Source organism: Streptomyces albireticuli (assembly GCF_002192455.1).
Classification (GTDB): Bacteria; Actinomycetota; Actinomycetes; order Streptomycetales; family Streptomycetaceae; genus Streptomyces; species Streptomyces albireticuli_B.
Genome location: NZ_CP021744.1, coordinates 5,213,321 through 5,232,623 on the forward strand (window position 1 = coordinate 5,213,321; position 19,303 = coordinate 5,232,623).

General features: G+C 73.6%; 17 protein-coding genes and 2 tRNA genes. 16 read left to right on the top strand and 3 right to left on the bottom strand.

The features are described 5' to 3' along the window. The first annotated feature begins 14 nt into the window (after positions 1-14). The 5 genes from proB to SMD11_RS22485 all read left to right on the top strand — a co-directional run bounded on the left by proB (position 15) and on the right by SMD11_RS22485 (position 5,206). Positions 15-1,124 (top strand): glutamate 5-kinase, encoded by a 1,110-nt coding sequence (proB, locus tag SMD11_RS22465; protein WP_087928149.1) that lies wholly within the window; start codon positions 15-17, stop codon positions 1,122-1,124. A gap of 155 nt (positions 1,125-1,279) precedes the next feature. Beyond that, positions 1,280-1,801 (top strand): hypothetical protein, encoded by a 522-nt coding sequence (locus SMD11_RS22470; RefSeq protein ID WP_199843929.1) that lies wholly within the window; start codon positions 1,280-1,282, stop codon positions 1,799-1,801. 213 nt (positions 1,802-2,014) lie between these two features. Further along, complete coding sequence (locus SMD11_RS22475; RefSeq protein WP_087928150.1) at positions 2,015-3,334, top strand: glutamate-5-semialdehyde dehydrogenase; 1,320 nt, start codon at positions 2,015-2,017, stop codon at positions 3,332-3,334. 50 nt (positions 3,335-3,384) lie between these two features. Next, a complete protein-coding gene (locus tag SMD11_RS22480; RefSeq protein ID WP_087928151.1) occupies positions 3,385-4,005 on the top strand; it encodes a hypothetical protein in 621 nt (206 codons plus the stop codon). A 109-nt stretch (positions 4,006-4,114) separates the two neighbouring features. Next, entirely contained in the window at positions 4,115-5,206 is a 1,092-nt protein-coding gene (locus tag SMD11_RS22485) for a hypothetical protein (protein ID WP_087928152.1), read from the top strand. A 187-nt stretch (positions 5,207-5,393) separates the two neighbouring features. Here SMD11_RS22485 and SMD11_RS22490 read toward each other — a convergent pair whose 3' ends face one another. Beyond that, positions 5,394-6,503 carry a M48 family metallopeptidase gene (locus SMD11_RS22490; protein ID WP_087928153.1) on the bottom strand — a complete coding sequence of 370 codons (1,110 nt, stop codon included), beginning with the start codon at positions 6,501-6,503 and terminating at the stop codon, positions 5,394-5,396. Between the two features lie 135 nt (positions 6,504-6,638). On the opposite strand from SMD11_RS22490, the gene SMD11_RS35520 reads away from it, so the two are divergent. The 10 genes from SMD11_RS35520 to SMD11_RS22535 all read left to right on the top strand — a co-directional run bounded on the left by SMD11_RS35520 (position 6,639) and on the right by SMD11_RS22535 (position 13,458). Then, positions 6,639-6,809 carry a hypothetical protein gene (locus SMD11_RS35520; RefSeq protein WP_159395344.1) on the top strand — a complete coding sequence of 57 codons (171 nt, stop codon included), beginning with the start codon at positions 6,639-6,641 and terminating at the stop codon, positions 6,807-6,809. A gap of 134 nt (positions 6,810-6,943) precedes the next feature. Then, on the top strand, positions 6,944-7,117 hold the full coding sequence (locus tag SMD11_RS35950) for a hypothetical protein (RefSeq protein ID WP_087928154.1): 174 nt from the start codon (positions 6,944-6,946) through the stop codon (positions 7,115-7,117). Positions 7,118-7,173: 56 nt separating this feature from the next. Continuing rightward, a complete protein-coding gene (gene nadD / locus SMD11_RS22500) occupies positions 7,174-7,779 on the top strand; it encodes a nicotinate-nucleotide adenylyltransferase (protein ID WP_087928155.1) in 606 nt (201 codons plus the stop codon). A gap of 22 nt (positions 7,780-7,801) precedes the next feature. Then, complete coding sequence (locus SMD11_RS22505) at positions 7,802-9,445, top strand: LCP family protein (protein WP_087928156.1); 1,644 nt, start codon at positions 7,802-7,804, stop codon at positions 9,443-9,445. A 151-nt stretch (positions 9,446-9,596) separates the two neighbouring features. Then, positions 9,597-10,031, top strand: a complete 435-nt coding sequence (gene rsfS / locus SMD11_RS22510; protein WP_087928157.1) for a ribosome silencing factor — start codon at positions 9,597-9,599, stop codon at positions 10,029-10,031. 32 nt (positions 10,032-10,063) lie between these two features. Further along, positions 10,064-10,705, top strand: coding sequence for a histidine phosphatase family protein (locus tag SMD11_RS22515; RefSeq protein WP_087928158.1), 642 nt, complete (start codon positions 10,064-10,066; stop codon positions 10,703-10,705). Between the two features lie 136 nt (positions 10,706-10,841). Further along, positions 10,842-10,914 (top strand) — tRNA-Ala (locus SMD11_RS22520). A 124-nt stretch (positions 10,915-11,038) separates the two neighbouring features. Further along, positions 11,039-11,272, top strand: a complete 234-nt coding sequence (locus SMD11_RS22525; RefSeq protein ID WP_030366518.1) for a hypothetical protein — start codon at positions 11,039-11,041, stop codon at positions 11,270-11,272. A gap of 137 nt (positions 11,273-11,409) precedes the next feature. Then, positions 11,410-13,215, top strand: a complete 1,806-nt coding sequence (gene phsA, locus SMD11_RS22530; RefSeq protein WP_234366133.1) for an O-aminophenol oxidase PhsA — start codon at positions 11,410-11,412, stop codon at positions 13,213-13,215. 170 nt (positions 13,216-13,385) lie between these two features. Beyond that, positions 13,386-13,458 (top strand) — tRNA-Ala (locus SMD11_RS22535). Between the two features lie 64 nt (positions 13,459-13,522). Here the strand turns inward: SMD11_RS22535 and SMD11_RS22540 are convergent. After that, entirely contained in the window at positions 13,523-15,061 is a 1,539-nt protein-coding gene (locus SMD11_RS22540; protein ID WP_087928160.1) for an NADH-quinone oxidoreductase subunit NuoF family protein, read from the bottom strand. Further along, positions 15,058-15,759, bottom strand: coding sequence for a hypothetical protein (locus SMD11_RS22545; protein ID WP_087928161.1), 702 nt, complete (start codon positions 15,757-15,759; stop codon positions 15,058-15,060). Before SMD11_RS22545 ends, SMD11_RS22540 begins: the two co-directional genes overlap by 4 nt. Positions 15,760-16,392: 633 nt before the next feature. On the opposite strand from SMD11_RS22545, the gene SMD11_RS22550 reads away from it, so the two are divergent. Then, positions 16,393-19,281 (top strand): leucine--tRNA ligase, encoded by a 2,889-nt coding sequence (locus SMD11_RS22550; RefSeq protein WP_087928162.1) that lies wholly within the window; start codon positions 16,393-16,395, stop codon positions 19,279-19,281. The last annotated feature ends 22 nt before the right edge of the window (positions 19,282-19,303 follow it).

A 19,303-nucleotide genomic window follows, 5' to 3' on the forward strand; every position in this document is an offset into this window, starting at 1 on the left:
CGGCGCGGGCGGAGGTGACGGGCGCCCGCAGGATCGTGGTCAAGGTGGGATCCTCCTCACTCACCACCGCGGGCGGGGGGCTGGACGCCGACCGCGTTGACGCGCTCGTCGACACGCTGGCCAAGGCCGGCGGCGCGGCGGGGGAGAAGGAGATCGTGCTGGTCTCCTCCGGGGCCATCGCCGCGGGCCTGGCGCCACTGGGCCTGGCGCGCCGGCCGCGCGACCTGGCCCGCCAGCAGGCCGCCGCCAGTGTGGGCCAGGGGCTGCTGGTCGCCCGCTACACCGCGTCCTTCGCGCGCTACGGCCGCCGCGTCGGCCAGGTGCTGCTGACCACGGACGACACCAGCCGGCGCGCGCACTACCGCAACGCCTTCCGGACCCTGGAGCAGCTGCTGGCCATGGGCGCGGTGCCGGTCGTCAACGAGAACGACACGGTCGCCACGGACGAGATCCGGTTCGGCGACAACGACCGGCTGGCGGCGCTGGTCGCCCACCTGGTCCGGGCCGACCTGCTGGTCCTGCTGTCGGACGTCGACGGTCTGTACGACGGCGACCCCAGCACCCCGGGCACCTCGCGGATCGCCGAGGTCGCGGGCCCGGCCGACCTGGAGGGCATCTCCATCGGCAGCGCCGGCAAGGCGGGCGTGGGCACCGGCGGCATGGTCACCAAGGTCGAGGCGGCCCGGATCGCGGCCGCGGCGGGCGTCCCCGTCGTCCTCACCTCCGCCAGCCAGGCCGCCGACGCCCTCGCGGGCCGCCCGACCGGCACGTTCTTCCACCGCACCGGCCGCCGCTCGGCCGACCGGCTGCTGTGGCTCGCGCACGCCTCCACCCCGCGCGGCGCCCTGACGCTGGACGAGGGGGCCGTGCGGGCCGTGATCGAGGGCGGCGCCTCGCTGCTGCCGGCGGGCATCGCGTCGGTCGAGGGGGAGTTCTCCGCGGGCGACCCCGTCGAGCTGCGGGACCAGGCCGGCCGGGCCGTGGCGCGCGGGCTCGTCGCCTTCGACGCGGGGGAGATCCCGCAGCTGCTCGGCCGCTCCACCCGGGATCTCGCCCGGGACCTGGGCCCCGGCTACGAGCGCGAGGTCGTGCACCGGGACGACCTGGTCGTGCTGCACCGCTGACGGACGTCAGCCGCGGGCGAGAGTGAAGTAAGTCCAGCCTTTCCATGGGGACCTTCCGGAAAACCGTCACGCGGCCGCCCGGAGGCTGGTCAACTTTGATGCGGGGGGCCGTCACGGGCAGGCGGCCCCGAGCACCGAGCAACAGGAGGCCGCCGGTGAGACGAGCGCGCCCAGGGGCGCTGCCCCGAGGTGGGGGCACTCCCGCCCACGCCCGCAGGGCCGTGGGGGAGGAACGCACACTGACCAGCGTGGGAGCGGGCCGGGACCGAGGGGAGAGCGCGGACGGCGGGGAGCCGGAGGGCGCCGCGGCCACGGCCGTGGAGGCCAGGGGCGAGGTGTCCCGGCTGTGGCACATCACCCTGAGCGTCTCCGGCGCCGAGGCCCCGCTCGCGGAGGTCCGCCGGGGCCTCGAACAGCTGGCCCACGACCACCCCTTTCTGCTGACGAGCCGCTACGCCGACGACCACGCCGAGATCCGGTACTGGGAGGAGGCGCGCGACCTGCACGACGCGGCGGCGGTGGCCCTGCGGCTGTGGGGCGAGCACCGCTCCACAGCCAGACTCCCGCCGTGGGAGATCGTCGGCCTGGAGGTCATCGACCGGGAGACGTACCACCAGCGCGTCGCCGAGGGGTACGGACCGCTGCCGGCCACTCCGGTGGGGGTGCACCCGTTCTGAGCGGCGGGGTGCCCGTCCCTTCGGGCCCCCTCGGGGCCCTTCGAGCGGTCCGGCGGTCCCGGACGGGCCCAGGACCTGCCGGGCGCCGGGCCCGGCGGCTCCGCTCCGGCCCCTCCGGGGCGGCGGCGCCCGCCCCTCCACGGGGCGGTCCCTCCGCGTCCACAGTCCGGAACGCGTGGTGGCCCCCGGCCCCGCCCGACTACGCTGCGGCCCATGAGCAGCGTTTTCCCCTCCCCCCTCGCCGACCCGATGCCGCAGTCCCCGGTGCTGCGCGCGGCCTACCGTGCCCGCGCCGCGGCCGCCGAGCTGGCGCCACTGCCGCGCTCGGTGAAGGACGAGGCGCTGCTGGCGATCGCCGACGCCCTCGAGGTCCGGACCAAGGAGATCGTCGAGGCCAACGCCGAGGACGTCGAGCGCGCCCGGGCCGCCGGCACCAGCGAGACCGTCATCGACCGGCTGACCCTCACCCCCGAGCGGGTGCGGGCCATCGCCAAGGACGTCCGCGACGTCGTCGCCCTCCCCGACCCGGTCGGCGAGGTCGTCCGCGGCTCGACCCTCCCCAACGGCATCGACCTGCGCCAGGTGCGGGTGCCGCTCGGCGTGGTCGGAATCATCTACGAGGCCCGGCCCAATGTGACCGTGGACGCCGCCGCCCTGTGCCTGAAGTCCGGCAACGCCGTCCTGCTGCGCGGCTCGTCCTCCGCGTACTCCTCCAACACCGCCCTGGTGCGGGTCCTGCGCGACGCCGTCGGCGGCGCCGGGCTGCCCGCGGACGCGGTGCAGCTGGTCCCGGGCGAGAGCCGGGACTCCGTGCGGGAGCTGATGCGCGCCCGCGGCATGGTCGACGTGCTGATCCCGCGCGGCGGCGCCTCGCTGATCCGCACGGTCGTCGAGGAGTCCACCGTCCCCGTGATCGAGACGGGCACCGGCAACTGCCACGTCTACGTCGACGCCGAGGCCGACCTCGACATGGCCGTGGACATCCTGATCAACTCCAAGGCCCAGCGGCCCAGCGTCTGCAACGCCGCCGAGACCCTCCTGGTCCACCAGGACATCGCCGTGGACTTCCTGCCCCGCGCGCTGGCGGCGCTGGCCGAGGCCGGCGTCACCGTGCACGGCGACGAGCGGGTCCTCGCCCTGGCCGAGGGCGGCCCGGCCACCGTGGTGCCCGCGACCGTCGAGGACTGGGAGACCGAGTACCTCTCGTACGACATCGCCGCCGCCGTCGTGGACTCCCTGGACGCCGCCGTCCGGCACATCCGGCTGTGGACCTCCGGCCACACCGAGGCCATCGTCACGACCTCGCAGGCCGCCGCCCGCCGCTTCACCCAGCTGGTGGACTCCACGACGGTCGCGGTCAACGCCTCGACGCGGTTCACGGACGGCAGCCAGTTCGGCTTCGGCGCCGAGATCGGCATCTCCACCCAGAAGCTGCACGCGCGCGGCCCGATGGGCCTGCCGGAGCTCACCTCGACCAAGTACATCGTCACGGGCGACGGCCATGTGCGCGGAGGCGGGCCCGCCGCGGGCTGAATTCCCGTACCGGACGCACGGATTGACCAGTTCGGGGCTACGCTGGACGGGTGCCGGACGACGTGGGGGGCCAGCCGTTCCCGGACGGCGAGGAGCCCGACAGCAACCGCAGCGGGGACGACGAGTTCGCCTCCGTGGTCTTCGACGAGGAGTTCGTGCGGTCCGCCGCGGTCCACGAACCCTCAGCGGTCGAGCGGATGCTCGCCGCCGCCCAGGCCCGCGCGGAGGCGGAGTCCTCCCGGGCCCGGGCGGGCGGCGGCACCGCCGACGACGACTTCGATCTCGACGACTTCCCCGAGGACACCACCGGCCCGGCGGCCGGCCGCTCCGCGACCCGCGCGGACGGCTGGTACGCCCTGGCCCACGACCTCGACCCCGACGACGCCTACGGCCCGTACGGCCGCTACGGCTCCGCCCGCCGCCCCTACCGCGGCCATCCCCGCTGGCACCGCCCGGTGGCGTGGGTGCTCGCCGTGCTGATGGGCATCGGCGTGGTGGCCCTGGCCTTCGCCGCCGTGTACCGCAGCGCCTCCTCCGGCGGGCGGCCCAGCTCCGATCCCCCGCCCGCGACGACCGGGGTGGACGCCCCGGCGGCCGAGCGGCCCGGTCCCCTGCCCTCCGTCTCGGCCGATTCCGAGCCCCCCGTGGCCTCCGCGGCGCCCCGCCGCTAGCCCCCTCCGGCCGGTGACGACATGTGTGCATCCACCAGTCGGATTTTTCCTCACAACTTGTCGTGTACCAGCGCGTTTACCGAAGGCCCGGCGGACCTACTCTTGAGGTATGGACGGGCCTGGAGACCCTCCTGAAGGGACGCCGGAAGGCGCCCCTGGAGGCGGGGAGGACGAGTACCGATCCGTCGTCTTCGACGAATCGTTTGTCCGGGCTGCCCGCCTCCAGGAGTACTCGGCCCAGGAGCGCATGGGCGACCACGCCCTCGCTGTCCGTAACCGCCACGTGTGGACGCGCGTCAGCACCTCGCGCCAGGTCGTCGTCCTGGTGATCCTGATCGCCCTCGCCTTCGGCACGGCCGTCTACATGGGCCTGCGCCACCCCTACAAGGACCCGGCCGCCCCCGTGGCCGAGCCGATGCGCTCCACCCTGATCCCGCTGGCGCCCCGCGACCCCGTGCCCGGCGGCCCGGCCACCGAGCTCTTCGACCACAGCCCGGCCGCCCAGTTCCGGCTCGGCCAGGAGGGCGTCACCCTTCCGGCGGCGCGCAGCACCCAGCACTTCTCCGAGAGCCAGATCATGGCCGCGCTCGCCGCCGCCAAGGAGTACACCGTGAAGTCCGCCCTGGACCCGGCCGTGCTCACCGGCGGCGCTCAGCGCAGCGTGCGGCTGCTGCTGGATCCCCAGCAGCTCGACCAGTTCGACCGCAGCTTCGACCACCCCGCCGACGACGGGCGGCACGCGGCCACCGCCTGGCTGATCCGCTTCGACCCGGCGCAGGTCGCCCTCGTCGACACCCCCGTACGGACACAAGGTGTCTTCACCGTCACCGAGACGGGCTCCTCCACCCTGGAGGTCTCCTCCGACCACACCTTCGTCTACGCCCTGCGCCCCGCGAAGGCGGGCAGCGAGCACAAGGCGGCCACGGACGAGGCGTCGCTGTTCACCGTGCGCCGGGCGATGAAGTTCCGCTTCGACCGCGAGGGCCTCCAGGACCACCACCTGACCGTCGTCCAGAGCCAGCTCCAGGCGGGCCCGGAGTCCTGCGCCGCGGACGACGAGGTCTATCTGCGCCCCCTCCTGGCGGGCCAGCGCCCCACGGGCGACGGCCCGGCGGGCACGGACCCGTACGCGACGGGCCAGGTGACGGCGGCCCTGTGCGGCACGCTGGCGGGCGGGGCGCAGCCGACGCCACGGCGGTGACGGGCCGGGATCCAGTCCGTCCGGCGCTCGAGGACACCGCGCGGAGCGCGGAAAAGGGGGCCCGGGGGCTCGCCCCCGCCACACGGCGGAGCCGCACATCGGATGCAGCGGGAAGGGGCGGGGCTGGGAAAGGCCGCCCGCAGGGCCCTCAGCGCGCGCCCCGGCCCCCGGCAGCCCCCGGTCGCCCCTACGGCCGCCCGGACCCCTCCCCGGGCCCGTCAGGCCCCTTCGGCGGCGTGGACCCGCCCTTGAAAGAATCCCGCAGCCGCCCGCCCAGCCCACCGGCCCCGGACGCCAGATCCCGCACCAGCCCCAGCAGCGGGTCCTTGCTCGCGCGCACCGACTCCGCGTAGTGGTTCGCGGACTCCCGGAACGAGTCGCTGACGGACGTGTCCTTGTCCTCCGAGCGCCGGGGGTAGTGCCCGTCCAGGATCCGCTGGTGCTCGCGGCTGCCGGCCCACTTCCTGAGCTCCGCCGCCCGCACGGTCGTGAAGGGGTGCGAGCGCGGCAGCACGTTCATGATCTTCAGTACGGAGTCGCGCAGGTCGCCGCCGGCCTCGTACTCCTCCGCCTGGGCGAGGAACGCGTCCACGTTCATCTCGTGCAGGTGGTTGCCGCCCGCGATCTTCATCAGGCCGCGCATCGAGGCCGTGAGGTCCTGGCCCACCAGCAGCCCCGCCCGGTCCGCCGACAGCTCCGACTTGCGGAACCACTCGCGGAGCGCCGTGACGATCGCCATCACGGCGAGGTTGCCCAGCGGGATCCAGGCCACCTTCAGGGCGAAGTTCGTCAGGAACAGCAGGATCGTGCGGTAGACCGAGTGGCCCGACAGGGCGTGGCCCACCTCGTGGCCCACGACCGCCCGCATCTCCTCCTCGTCCAGCAGCTCGACGAGGCCCGTGGTCACCACGATGATCGGCTCGTCCAGGCCGATGCACATGGCGTTGGGCTGCGGGTCCTGGGTGACGTACATCGGCGGGACCTTCGGCAGGTCCAGGATGTAACAGGCGTCCAGCAGCATCGTGTGCAGATGGGGGAACTGCTCCTCGCCCACCCGCACCGAGTCCGAGAGGTACAGCAGCCGCAGGCTGCGCTCGGGCAGCAGCCCGCTCAGCGCCTTGAAGACGGTGTCGAAGCCGCTCAGCTTGCGCAGGGCCACCAGGGCGGAGCGGTCCGCCGGGTGCTCGTAGGCGCGGGAGGAGATGTCCGGGAAGCGCTTCCGCTGCCGGCCGGGCACCCGCTCCCGCCCCTCGTCCGGACCGTTCCCCGCCGCGCTGCCGCCGGTGCTGTCGCTCATGAAGACCCCCTCGATCGGTGTCTGTCGGCTTAAGTCATGACCACGTCATGTTCGTGTCGTATCCGCGTCATGGCCCGTCCCCCGGGTCGCCGACCCCACAGTAAGCGCTGCCACGGCTATGGCTACCGTGGAGACATGCCCGACATCAACGCTTTCACCACGCACCCCGCGTTCACCGAGTTCCTCGCCGTCGACAAGGGGGACCAGGGGCCCGGCGCGGTGCTCCGCACGGTCCTGGTGGTCGGCGTCGTCGGCGTCGTCTTCCTCGCCTGGTTCCTGCTGCGCGGATACGGCAAGAAGGACTGAGCGGGCACCCGGAGGGCCCCGCGAGGGGGCGCGGAGCCCCGACAGGTGGAGTCGGGGTGATGTTGTGGGCGGCCCCCGCATACGATGTGGCAGAAATCTCCGCCCGATACCGTCCCGGATAGGTCCTGCCGACGATGACTGCCTCCTCTGGCTTCGCCTCAGCCCACACCGCCCTGGTCAGCCTCGCCTCCGAGGGTGAGCACGTGGACAACCACCCGAGCATCAGCCCGTACATGACCGGCGGTGCCGCCCTGGTCATCCTGCTGCTCCTGGTCTGGATCACCACCCGCTTCAACCGCGACCGCTGAGCTCACCCGGTCCCTGCGGGTCCGGTGCTCCGCCACGCCCAGTAGGGTCTGCACGCATGGGAGAGCAGACAGGGCCCGTGAAGCGGCGGCTCGGCGTGATGGGCGGGACATTCGACCCGGTCCACCACGGCCACCTGGTCGCCGCGAGCGAGGTGGCCGCGCAGTTCCACCTGGACGAGGTGGTCTTCGTACCGACGGGACAGCCGTGGCAGAAGAGCCACAAGGTGGTGTCGCCGGCCGAGGACCGCTATCTGATGACGGTGATCGCCACCGCGTCCAACCCACAGTTCTCGGTCAGCCGCATCGACATCGACCGCGGCGGGCCGACGTACACCACGGACACGCTCCGCGACCTGCGCGCCCTCAACGACGACGCGGACCTGTTCTTCATCACCGGCGCCGACGCGCTGGCCCAGATCCTCACCTGGCGGGACACCGAGGAGCTCTTCTCGCTGGCCCACTTCATCGGCGTGACCCGGCCCGGCCACATACTGGCCAATCCGGGGCTGCCCGAGGGCGGCGTCTCGCTCGTCGAGGTACCGGCGCTCGCCATCTCCTCCTCCGACTGCCGTGCCCGTGTGGCGAAGGGCGACCCGGTCTGGTACCTGGTGCCGGACGGCGTGGTGCGCTACATCGACAAGCGCAAGCTCTACCGCGACTGACAGGGCACTGAGGGGCGCACTGGTGAACGACCGACAGGATCCGTACGCGCAGGACCCGTACGGACAGCAGCCGCAGCTGTACGGCTACGACGCCTACGGTCAGCCGGTGTACCGGCCGGACGCCCCGGAGCGCGTGTACGACCCTTACGGTCAGCCGGTCCAGCAGTCGCTCCAGCAGCCCGCGCAGCAGCCTGTCGAGGCGCAGGGCCACGCCTACGGCGGTCACCACGACGGCTACGCCGCCCCGTACGCCGATCCGCGGCCGGAGAGCCACGGCGGCCCGGACCAGGGCGGGCCGCGGACCCGGCAGGAGTGGATCCCGCGCCAGGCCGGCCCGCCCGCTCCGGAGGAGGCCCACCCCGGCCCGGGCCCGGAGGCGGGCCACGCGACGGGCCCCGGGCCGGAGCCGCGTCCCGTTCCCGCCCCGGAGTACCGCACCGAGCAGTTCTCCTTCATCGAGGAGCCGGACGAGGACTCCGAGGACGTCATCGACTGGCTCAAGTTCAGCGAGAGCCGCACCGAGCGGCGCGACGAGCGCAAGCGCAAGGGCCGCAACCGCGTCGTCGCCCTCGTCGTGGTCGCCGTCCTGGCGGTCGCCGGAGTGGCCGGCTATCTGTGGTTCGCCGGTTCCGGCGACGAGAAGGGCCCGGTGGCCGCCGGCGGCGCGCAGAAGCGCGACGTGATCGTCGTCCATCTGCGGCAGACCCAGGGCGGCGGCAGCTCCACGGCCCTGCTGGTCGACAACGAGACCACCCGTAAGGGCACCACGATCCTGCTGCCCAACTCCCTGGCCGTCGCCAGGGAGGGCGGCGGCTCCACCACGCTCGGCAAGTCCGTGCAGGACGACGGCACCGGCGCGACCCGGGACGCCCTGAACACCCTGCTCGGCGCCGACATCAAGGGCAGCTGGCGGCTGGACACCCCCTACCTGGAGAACCTCGTCGAGCTCGTCGGCGGGATCGCCGTGGACACCGACACCGACGTGGCCGGCGCCAAGGCCGGGGAGAGCCCCGTCGTCCGTAAGGGCGCCGGCCAGGACCTCAGCGGGCAGATGGCCGTCGCCTACGCCACCTACCGGGCGCCCGGGGAGGCGCCGGACAAGCAGCTGGCGCGCTTCGGGCAGGTCATGCAGGCGGTGCTGAAGAAGCTCTCCGCCGACACCGGCGCGACCACCCGGACCGTGGAGTCGCTCGCCCAGATCCCCGACCCCTCGCTCTCCGTGGAACAGCTCGGCGCCTCGCTGGCCCAGCTCGCCGCGCTGGCCAGGAAGGGCTCGTACGACACCGCCCTGCTGCCCGTGCAGCCCGACGGGACGCTCGGCGACAAGGCGACCGAGGGCGTCGTGAAGGACGTCCTGGGCGGCACGGTGAAGAACACCGACAAGAACGCCGCGCCCCGGGTCAGCGTGAAGAACGCCACAGGGAACAAGGGAGCCACCGGTTCCGCCCTCGTCACGCTCGTCAACGGCGGCTACACCGCTGTCGACGGCGGCACGGCGGGCCCGGCCGGGGCGGTGTCCTCGGTCACCTACGCCGACGACCAGCGGGCGGCCGAGGCCAAGGAGGTCGCCAAGACGCTGGGGCTGCCCGCGTCGGCGGTGAAGCAGGCGAAGGGGGCGTCCAACGCGGACGTCACCGTGGTCCTGGGCAAGGACTACAAGAGCTGACCGGGGCCGGGTGCCGCCCGGCACCGGGCCGGGGCGCGGGGGTGTGATCCGTAAGGGGCGCGGGAGACGCGGGCCGAAATGCCCAGGAAGGGTGTCGGCGGCTCGTGAGACCCTTGACGGGTACTGACCCTTTTTAGCGAAAGCATGGCTTGTGACCGCCACGGACCGCTCCATCGAGCTCATCAAGGCCGCCGCCCAGGCGGCTGCGGACAAGCTCGCGCACGACATCATCGCCTACGACGTCAGTGACGTGCTGTCGATCACCGACGCCTTCCTGCTCGCCTCGGCCCCCAACGACCGCCAGGTCAAGTCGATCGTCGACGAGATCGAGGAGGTCCTCAACAAGGAGCTCGGCGCCAAGCCGGTGCGCCGTGAGGGCGACCGCGACGCCCGCTGGGTGCTGCTCGACTACGTCGACATCGTCGTCCACGTCCAGCACAGCGAGGAGCGCGTCTTCTACGCCCTGGAGCGGCTGTGGAAGGACTGCCCCGAGATCGAGCTGCCCGCCGACGCCGTCGCCACCCGCGGCAAGGCCGCCGAGCACGCCGAGGCGCAGGCCGCCGACCTGGACGGTGAGCTGAGCTGAGCGGCGGCGAGCGCGGCACCGGTACGGGCGCCGTGGCCGGCAGGGGGCGGCGCATCGTCCTCTGGCGGCACGGCCAGACCTCATGGAACCTGGAGCGCCGTTTCCAGGGCTCCACGGACATCGAGCTGACCCCCACCGGCGTCGCGCAGGCACGCCGGGCCGCCCGGCTGCTGGCGGCGCTGCGGCCGGACGCGATCGTCTCCTCCGACCTCAGCCGGGCCAGGACCACGGCCGCCGAGCTGGCGGCCCTCACCGGCCTGCCGGTGGAGAGCGACGCGGCGCTGCGGGAGACCTACGCGGGCGTGTGGCAGGGCCTCACGCACGACGAGATCATCGAGCGGCACGGCGCGGAGTACGCGGCGTGGAAGCGCGGCGAGCCCGTGCGGCGCGGTGGCGGCGAGCTGGAGACCGAGGTCGCCGACCGGGCCGCCCCGGTCGTCCTGGCCCAGGCCGACAAGCTGCCCGACGGCGGCATCCTCGTCGTCGTCAGCCACGGCGGCACCATCCGCACCACCATCGGCCGGCTGCTCGGCCTGGAGTCGGCCTCCTGGGAGGCGCTCGGCGGCCTCACCAACTGCTGCTGGTCGGTGCTGGGCGAGGGCGCCCGCGGCTGGCGGCTGCTGGAGCACAACGCCGGAACGCTGCCCGAACCCGTCCTGGGTGACGACGACTGACGGCCCGCCGACGGCCTGACGGCGGCCCACCGGCGGCCCCGATCGGCCCGATTTCACATCTGGGCAGGTCACAGGCTAAAGTTCTTCTTGTTCGCGGGGAACGCGGAGGGAAACCTCCGGGGGAACCGAGAACAGCGGGGCTATAGCTCAGTTGGTAGAGCGCCTGCATGGCATGCAGGAGGTCAGGAGTTCAATTCTCCTTAGCTCCACAACCCGGACAATCCCGTCTCCCACTCACAGGGAGGCGGGATTGTTGCTGTTCGGACGCGGTCCCGTGGCAGAATCGGACGGCCGGGAGCGGACGGGTCCGAAGGGGAGGGAACAGGCTGATCCATGGGTGCACACAGCCGGAAGTGCGACTGGTGCGGCAGCGGGACGCCGATCGTGCGCGACATGGAACCGCTCAACTCCGCTTACCAGTACTGGTGCGTGGAGTGCGCGCGGGCGCTGATCATAAAAGGCGACCCGATCGAGACCTACCGCGAGCTGGAGGGCGAGCCCATCTACGGCCGCCTCCTCGACGAACACTGCGCGTTGAAGCGCTTCTACTCCTTCGCCACCGCTTGACCCCCTCCTGACTTCCGCGTGTTTCCCGCCCGACGGCCGCCGCCGGGGCAACCGCCCCCGAGCGCGGGCGCGTCCTGAGGGGTGAAGCTGCCGCCGGCAACGGCCGGTGGCACGGGGGAAGCGATGGAGGTCACCTGGTGACCGAGACAGCGATCAGCCCTGTCCGCGACGGCGAGGCGTCGGCCGGACTCACACCCTTTCTCGACGCCCTGCGCGTACCGCCGGTGCTGCGGCCGGGCCGCACGGAGGCCCTCGCCGGCATCGACATCGATCTGACGGCCACCTGGGTCAGGCTGCACTCACAGCTGCCGCCCACCCGCGTATGGGCCTACGACGGCCACTTCCCGGGGCCGACGATCGAGATCCGCCGCAACCGGCGGCTGAGGATCTCCTGGAACAACCGCCTCACCGGAACCCACCCGGTGACCGCCGTGGAGGCCACGCCCGTGCCGGGCGCCCCGCCGCCCGGTGACGTGCCCGGCCGGGGCGCCGCCCCGCCGCTCGCCGACGTGGCCGCCCTGCCGCCCTGGACGGTGACCCACCTGCACGGCGCGCCCACCGGCGGCGGCAACGACGGCTGGTCCGAGAACGCCGTCTCGCCCGGCGACAGCCAGCTCTCCGAATACCCCAACGACCACCGTGCGGTGGCCTGGTGGTACCACGACCACGCCATGGACATCACCCGCTGGAACGTCTTCGCGGGCCTCGCCGGCATGTACCTCGTCCGCGACGAGGAGGAGGACGCGCTGCGGCTGCCGCACGGCGAGCACGAGGTACCGCTGATCCTCCAGGACCGCAACCTCGACCAGGACGAGGACGGCCGGCTGACCGGTCGGCTGCTCCACAAGACCGTCGTCGTCGGCAAGGACGCCCACGGCAAGAACGTCACCGCCGCGTTCACCGGCCCGTACACCCTCGTCAACGGCGTCATCTGGCCGTATCTGGACGTCTCCGCCCGGTGGTACCGCTTCCGGCTGCTCAACGGCGCCAACGCCCGCGTCTTCCGGCTCCGGCTGGTCGACGACGAGACCGGCGAGCCCGTCACCGGCGCGGCCTGGCAGATCGGCACGGACGGTGGGCTGCTGCCGCGCCCGGTGCCGCTGGACGGGCCGCTGCCCGTGGCGCCCGCCGAGCGCATGGACGTGCTGGTCGACTTCGGCCGGCTGCGGGGGCGCCGGATCCGGCTGGACAACGTCGCGCCCGGGGTGGCGCACCCGCGGGTGATGCAGTTCCGGGTGGACTCCCGGCCGGTGCGCGACCCCTTCGTGCTGCCGCAGGTCATCTCCAGCTCGTTCCGGCGCATCACCCACGACACGGCGCCCGGCCACGGCCACCGCCTGGTCGTCCTGACGCCGCCCGGTACCGCGGGGGACGCCCACCCGGGGCTCTGGGAGATGCGGCCGGTGAAGCCGGGCGAGGTGCCGGTGCCCGGCGAGGGGGTGATCCAGGTCAAGGGCGCGGACGGCACGGTGCGGACGTACCGCAGGATCGCCCGCACCTTCGACGACGCGCTCGGCTTCATGGTCACCCACGGCGCGTGGGAGCAGTGGAGTTTCCTCAACCTGGGCGGGCCCACCCACCCGATGCACATTCACCTGATCGACTTTCAGGTGCTCAGCCGCGATGTGTACCCGGCCGGGGCGGGCAGCCCCTTCGACACCGCCCTGGGCGGCACGCGCGCGCCGCTGGAGTTCGGCGGGCGGGTGCCGGTGTCCGCGGGCGACGCCGGATGGAAGGACGTGGTCCAGGTGCCCGCCGGGCAGATGGTCAACGTCATCGGCCGCTTCCAGGGCGCCAAGGGCCGCTTCATGTACCACTGCCATCTGCTGGAGCACGAGGACATGGGGATGATGCGGCCCTTCGTGGTGATGCCGGGCGAGGTGCTGAAGTTCCACCACGGGGAGCCGGGCGGCCACCACGGCGGTCATCACGACGGGCCCTGAGCGCTCCTCCGGCCGTGCTCCTTACGGCGGCCGCGGGCCGGGGGAGGGGTCGCTACGACCCGCTCCCCGGCCCGTCCCGGACGCCGGCCGGGAAGCGATTTGGCAGATGGGGGGGACCTCCGTGTAATGTAATCCGTGTCGCCAGGGAAACCGGGCGGAAAACAAAACAAGGGGCTATAGCTCAGTTGGTAGAGCGCCTGCATGGCATGCAGGAGGTCAGGAGTTCAATTCTCCTTAGCTCCACAGTGAATGAGAGGGTCGTCCGGAAACGGGCGGCCCTCTCTTCGTCTTGTCCGGGTGCGCGCGGTCAGTTCCCCTGGCCGGCCTCCCGGCCGAGCTCGCGGTCGAGGCGGAGGGCGAGTGCCGGACAGCGGCGGACGGCTCGCAGGGCCCGGCCGCGCAGGTGCGTCGGCACGCCCGCCTCCGCGAGCGCCGGGTAGCCGTCCGGCCCGAGGCGTACGAGCTCGGGCAGCAGTCCCGCGCACAGCCCGTGCCCCTCGCACAGCGTCCAGTCCACCGCCAGCCGCTCGCCGCTCTCCGGGCTCCCCTCGGTGGCACCGGCGGCGAGGGGCAGCGGCAGCGCCCCGAGGGTGGGCCGCCCGCAGCCGCCGCCCAGCACGTGCGCGGCCAGGTCGTCGGTGAACGCCGACAGCGCGGTAAGGGTGAAGCGGGCCGCGCCGTCCGGGTGGGCGCAGGCGCCGCGCCCCCGGACGGCGCCGGCCGCCTGGCGCACGGTCTCCAGGGCGCTCCGGCCGCCCCCGGAGACCACGTCGGCCAGGGCCCCGGCCACCGACGGCAGGCCGAGGCGGCAGGGCCCGCACTGCCCGGCGGACTCGGCGGCCAGCCAGTGCGCCACCCGGACCGCCTCGCCCAGCGGGCAGGTGCCGGCGGGCAGTGGCAGCAGGGCGCCCGCGCCGAGGGAGCCGCCGCAGGAGGCGAGGCCCTCCCGGGAGACGGCCGCCGCGTACGCGGTCGGCGCGTCCAGCCAGGCGCCGTGGTAGCCGCCGGTCAGCACGGCCTGGAGGTCCGGTCCGGCGCCGCAGGACCGCAGGACGTGCGCGAGGGGCACTCCGCTGGGCGCCTCGACGACCCTGGGGTCCGGCACCGCGCCGGAGACGGTCAGCAGCAGGGTGCCGGGTTCGGCCGCGGTGCCCGAGGAGGCGTAGTGGTCGGCGCCGAGGTGGGCGGCGAGCGCGAGTTGGGCGAAGGTCTCCGTGTTGGACAGCAGCGTCGGGGCGCCGCCGAGGCCCTCCTCGGAGGCGTGGGCGTGTCTGCCGGGCGGCAGCGGCGGTCCGCCGTCGGCGGCCCGCAGCAGCGCGGAGGACTCGCCGGAGACCAGCCGCTCGGGCAGCCGCACCACCCGCGCGCGCAGGGTGCGGCCGCGCCGGTCCGTGAGGCCGCGCTCCGCCAGGGCCTCCAGGACGGACTCCTCGGCCGTCCGCCGGGTCACCCCGACGACCAGGGTGGCCGCGTCGAGGGCCTCGGCGGCCAGCAGGGCGCCGTCGAGCACCAGGTGCGGGGCGCGGGCGAGCAGCACGGCGTCCTTACGGCAGGCCGGTTCGCCCTCGCAGCCGTTGACGACCACGGCCGGGCGGATGCCGCGGCGCCGTGCGGCGAGGCCCACCGCCCGTAGCTTCCGGGCGAGGGGGAAGCCCGCGCCGCCCCTGCCGCGCAGGGTGACCGTTTCCGCGAGGGTGGTGAGCTCCGTCTCGGTGAGCTGGGCCGGCGGGCCGTGCACGGCGAGGTGGGACCGGCGGTCCAGGCGGGCGGCCAGGTCGAAGCCGGCCGTCAGGCGCGGCTGCCCGAGGGCGAGGACGGGCGGCAGCCCGGGAAGGGGGGCGTTCACCGCGCGCGGCCCGTGGCACCGTGCGCGGCGTGCGCGGGCGCGGCCGGGCGTGGGGGACCGGACCGGGCGCGGGGGAGCCCGTGGCGGGGCGTACGGGCGCCCGGGGCAGGGACGCCGGAGGGTGCCGTCCCGGCCGTCCTGGGCGTCCCGGAGGGGCGGGGCCCCTCCGGGACGGTGCGGCGGGCGCGCAGCAGCCGGAGGACCAAGGCGCAGGCCACCGCCGCGAGGCACAGCGCGTAGCAGGCCGTCACCCAGGGGGACGGCGTCCGTCCGGCCTTGAGGCCGTGCAGGAGGGCGGCGCACCAGGCCGGGTAGGCGCAGGCGTGCAGGGCGCGCCAGAGGTGGGCGGTCCGCCTCTTCCCCGCGAAGACGCGCCGCAGGGCGCCGGTCGCCCCGGCGAGCACCATCAGGCAGGCCGCGAGCGCGCCCAGGCCGATCAGCCCGCCCTGCCCTCGCAGGCCGGCCGAGAAGGGCAGCAGGGCGCCGGGCGGGGCGTGGTTCTCCGCGACCTTGACGCCGATGTGCGTGAGCAGGAAGCCGAGCGCGCCGGCCGCCGTCGCCCGGTGGACGGCCTGGGCGAGCAGCCGGGCACGGGGGGTGAGGAGCAGCCGGTCGGTGGCGAGGAGCCCCCAGGCGACGGTGGCGGTGAGCGAGACCAGGGTGAGGACTCCACCGGTGTGGTCGAGGAAGCGGTTCATGCCCCCGCACGCTAGGCAGCGCGCGGGGGCGCCGGGTCCGCTTCCCGCAAGCCCGGTGCGGTGGGCGCTCGCGCTGCTAACGTCGGTTCGTTCTGCGGAACTTCCGCCACTCGGACAACTCCACCGGCCGTCGGCGCGCCAACGCGCCCGGGTTTCACGGACGTTGATCCGGATTCCGCCGGTCCGTCCCCGGTCCCGCCCCGGGCGAACGTGTGCCCCTGGAGTGAACGGCTGTCCGTAAGGATGACGTGAGGCGTGTCCGCCCCGCCGGGGGCCTGTCCGGGTGCCCTCGGAGGGCGTCACCGGCCGCGTCCGGCGACAGCGCCGCACCGGCGGGGGAGGGCCGGAAGCGGCTCCGGTGGCCCGAGGGGCCGTGCGCCGGCCGGGGCGGCGGGTGCCTTCCGGCCAAGGCCCGCGGGGCCCGTGCCCCTCACCTCCGTGCGGGCCCTTCGGCCCCTGCGGTAACCTGACCCCATGCGTGCCGTACGCCTTCTGCTTAGCGGGCCGCGCTGATCAGTACCGGCCGGTGAGATCCGGTCGGCATCGGCGCGGCGTCCCCTCCTGTGCGAGGGGCTTTTTCATTTCCGCGGATGCCCGCAGGTAGAGACGACGATCGATGGAGCTTTGAGGACGATGAGCGAGACCAACACCGCCGCCGAGGTGGCTGCCCCGCACCGCTACACGGCCGCGCTGGCCGCTGACATCGAGGCACGCTGGCAGGACTTCTGGGACGCCGACGGCACCTACGAGGCGCCCAACCCCAGCGGTGACCTGGCGGGCGACCCGGCGGTCGTCGCCCGGCCCAAGAAGTTCATCATGGACATGTTCCCGTACCCCTCGGGCGCGGGCCTGCACGTCGGCCACCCGCTCGGCTACATCGCCACGGACGTCTACGCCCGCTACCACCGCATGACGGGCCACAACGTCCTGCACACCCTCGGCTTCGACGCCTTCGGCCTGCCCGCCGAGCAGTACGCCGTGCAGACCGGCACCCACCCGCGGGTCTCCACCGAGGCCAACATCGAGAACATGAAGGCACAGCTGCGGCGGCTGGGCCTGGGCCACGACAAGCGCCGGTCGTTCGAGACGATCGACCCGGAGTACTACAAGTGGACCCAGTGGATCTTCCTCCAGATCTTCAACTCCTGGTACGACGAGGACGCCGGGAAGGCCCGGCCGATCGCCGAGCTGGTGGCTCAGTTCGAGAGCGGTGAGCGCGCCGTCGACGGCGAGCGCCCCTGGAGCGAGCTGAGCGCCGCCGAGCGCTCCGAGGTCCTGGGCCGGTACCGCCTGGCCTACGCCTCCGACGCGCCGGTCAACTGGTGCCCCGGCCTGGGCACCGTCCTGGCCAACGAGGAGGTCACCGCCGACGGCCGCTCCGAGCGCGGCAACTTCCCCGTCTTCAAGTCCAAGCTGCGCCAGTGGAACATGCGGATCACCGCCTACGCGGACCGCCTGCTGGACGACCTGGACGCCCTGGACTGGCCCGAGGCCATCAAGCTCCAGCAGCGCAACTGGATCGGCCGCAGCGTCGGCGCCCGCGTCGACTTCCCCGTCGAGGGCCACCCGGACGCCAAGGTCACCGTCTTCACCACCCGCCAGGACACCCTCTTCGGCGCCACCTACCTGGTCGTCGCCCCGGAGCACCAGCTGGTCGTCTCCGACGGGGAGAACGGCGGGATCGTCCCGGCCGCGTGGCCCGAGGGCACGCACGAGGACTGGACCGGCGGCCACGCCACCCCGGCCGACGCCGTCGCGGCCTACCGTAAGGAGGCCGCCGCCAAGTCCGACGTCGAGCGGCAGGCCGACGCCAAGGAGAAGACCGGCGTCTTCACCGGCGCGTACGCGATCAACCCGGTCAGCGGCGCCCGGCTGCCCGTCTTCACCGCCGACTACGTCCTGATGGGCTACGGCACCGGCGCGATCATGGCCGTCCCGGCGCACGACAGCCGCGACTTCGCCTTCGCCCGCGCCTTCGACCTGCCGATGCGCTGCGTCGTCCGGCCGGCCGACGACCGCGGCACCGACCCGGCCACCTGGACCGAGTCCTTCGACTCCTACGACGCCGAGATCATCGACTCGGCCGGCCCGGACGTCTCCCTGGACGGCCTGGCCGTGCCCGAGGCGAAGGACCGGATGGCCGCGTGGCTGACCGAGCAGGGCATCGGCGAGGCGACCGTCAACTTCCGCCTGCGCGACTGGCTGTTCAGCCGCCAGCGCTACTGGGGCGAGCCCTTCCCGATCGTCTACGACGAGGCCGGCGTCGCCCACCCGCTGCCCGAGTCGATGCTGCCGCTGGAGCTGCCCGAGGTCGAGGACTACTCGCCGCGCACCTTCGACCCGGACGACGCCGACACCTCCCCCGAGACCCCCCTGTCCCGCAACGAGGACTGGGTCAACGTGGAGCTGGACCTGGGCGACGGCGTCAAGCGCTACCGCCGCGAGACCAACACCATGCCCAACTGGGCCGGCTCCTGCTGGTACGAGCTGCGCTACCTGGACCCGCACAACAGCGAGCGCCTGGTCGCCGCCGACGCCGAGCAGTACTGGATGGGCCCGGGCGAGGGCCGGCCGCACGGCGGCGTCGACCTGTACGTCGGCGGTGCCGAGCACGCCGTCCTGCACCTGCTGTACGCCCGCTTCTGGTCCAAGGTCCTCTTCGACCTGGGGCACGTCTCCTCGGCCGAGCCGTTCCACAAGCTCTACAACCAGGGCATGATCCAGGCGTACGTCTACCGCGACGCCCGCGGCATCCCGGTGCCCGCCACCGAGGTGGAGGAGCGCGACGGCGCCTTCTACTACCAGGGCGAGAAGGTCAGCCGGCTGCTCGGCAAGATGGGCAAGTCCCTGAAGAACGCCGTCACGCCGGACGAGATCTGCGCCGAGTACGGCGCGGACACCCTGCGCCTGTACGAGATGGCCATGGGCCCGCTGGACGTCTCCCGCCCCTGGGACACCCGCGCCGTCGTCGGCCAGTACCGCCTGCTCCAGCGCCTGTGGCGCAACGTGGTCGACGAGGCCACCGGCGAGGTCACGGTCGTCGACGCCGAGCCCGACGACGCCACCCTGCGCGCCCTGCACAAGGCCGTGGACGGCGTCGCCCAGGACATGGCGAACCTGCGCTTCAACACCGCCATCGCCAAGGTCACCGAGCTGAACAACTTCGTGACCAAGCTGAGCGAGGTCCCCCGGTCCGTCGCCGAGCGCATGGTCCTGCTCGTCGCGCCGCTGGCCCCGCACATCGCCGAGGAGCTGTGGCGCAAGCTGGGCCGCACCGGCTCGGTCGTCCACCAGGAGTTCCCCGTCGCCGACCCCGCCTACCTGGTCGACGAGGCCGTGACCTGCGTCGTCCAGATCAAGGGCAAGGTCAAGGCGCGTCTGGAGGTGCCGCCGTCCATCTCCGACGAGGAGCTGGAGAAGGCCGCCCTGGCCGACCCGGCGGTCGTCGCGGCGCTGGGCGGCGCGGGCATCCGCAAGGTGATCGTCCGGGCGCCGAAGCTGGTGAACATCGTCCCCGCGTGACGGCCTGCGGCCCGGGTGAGGG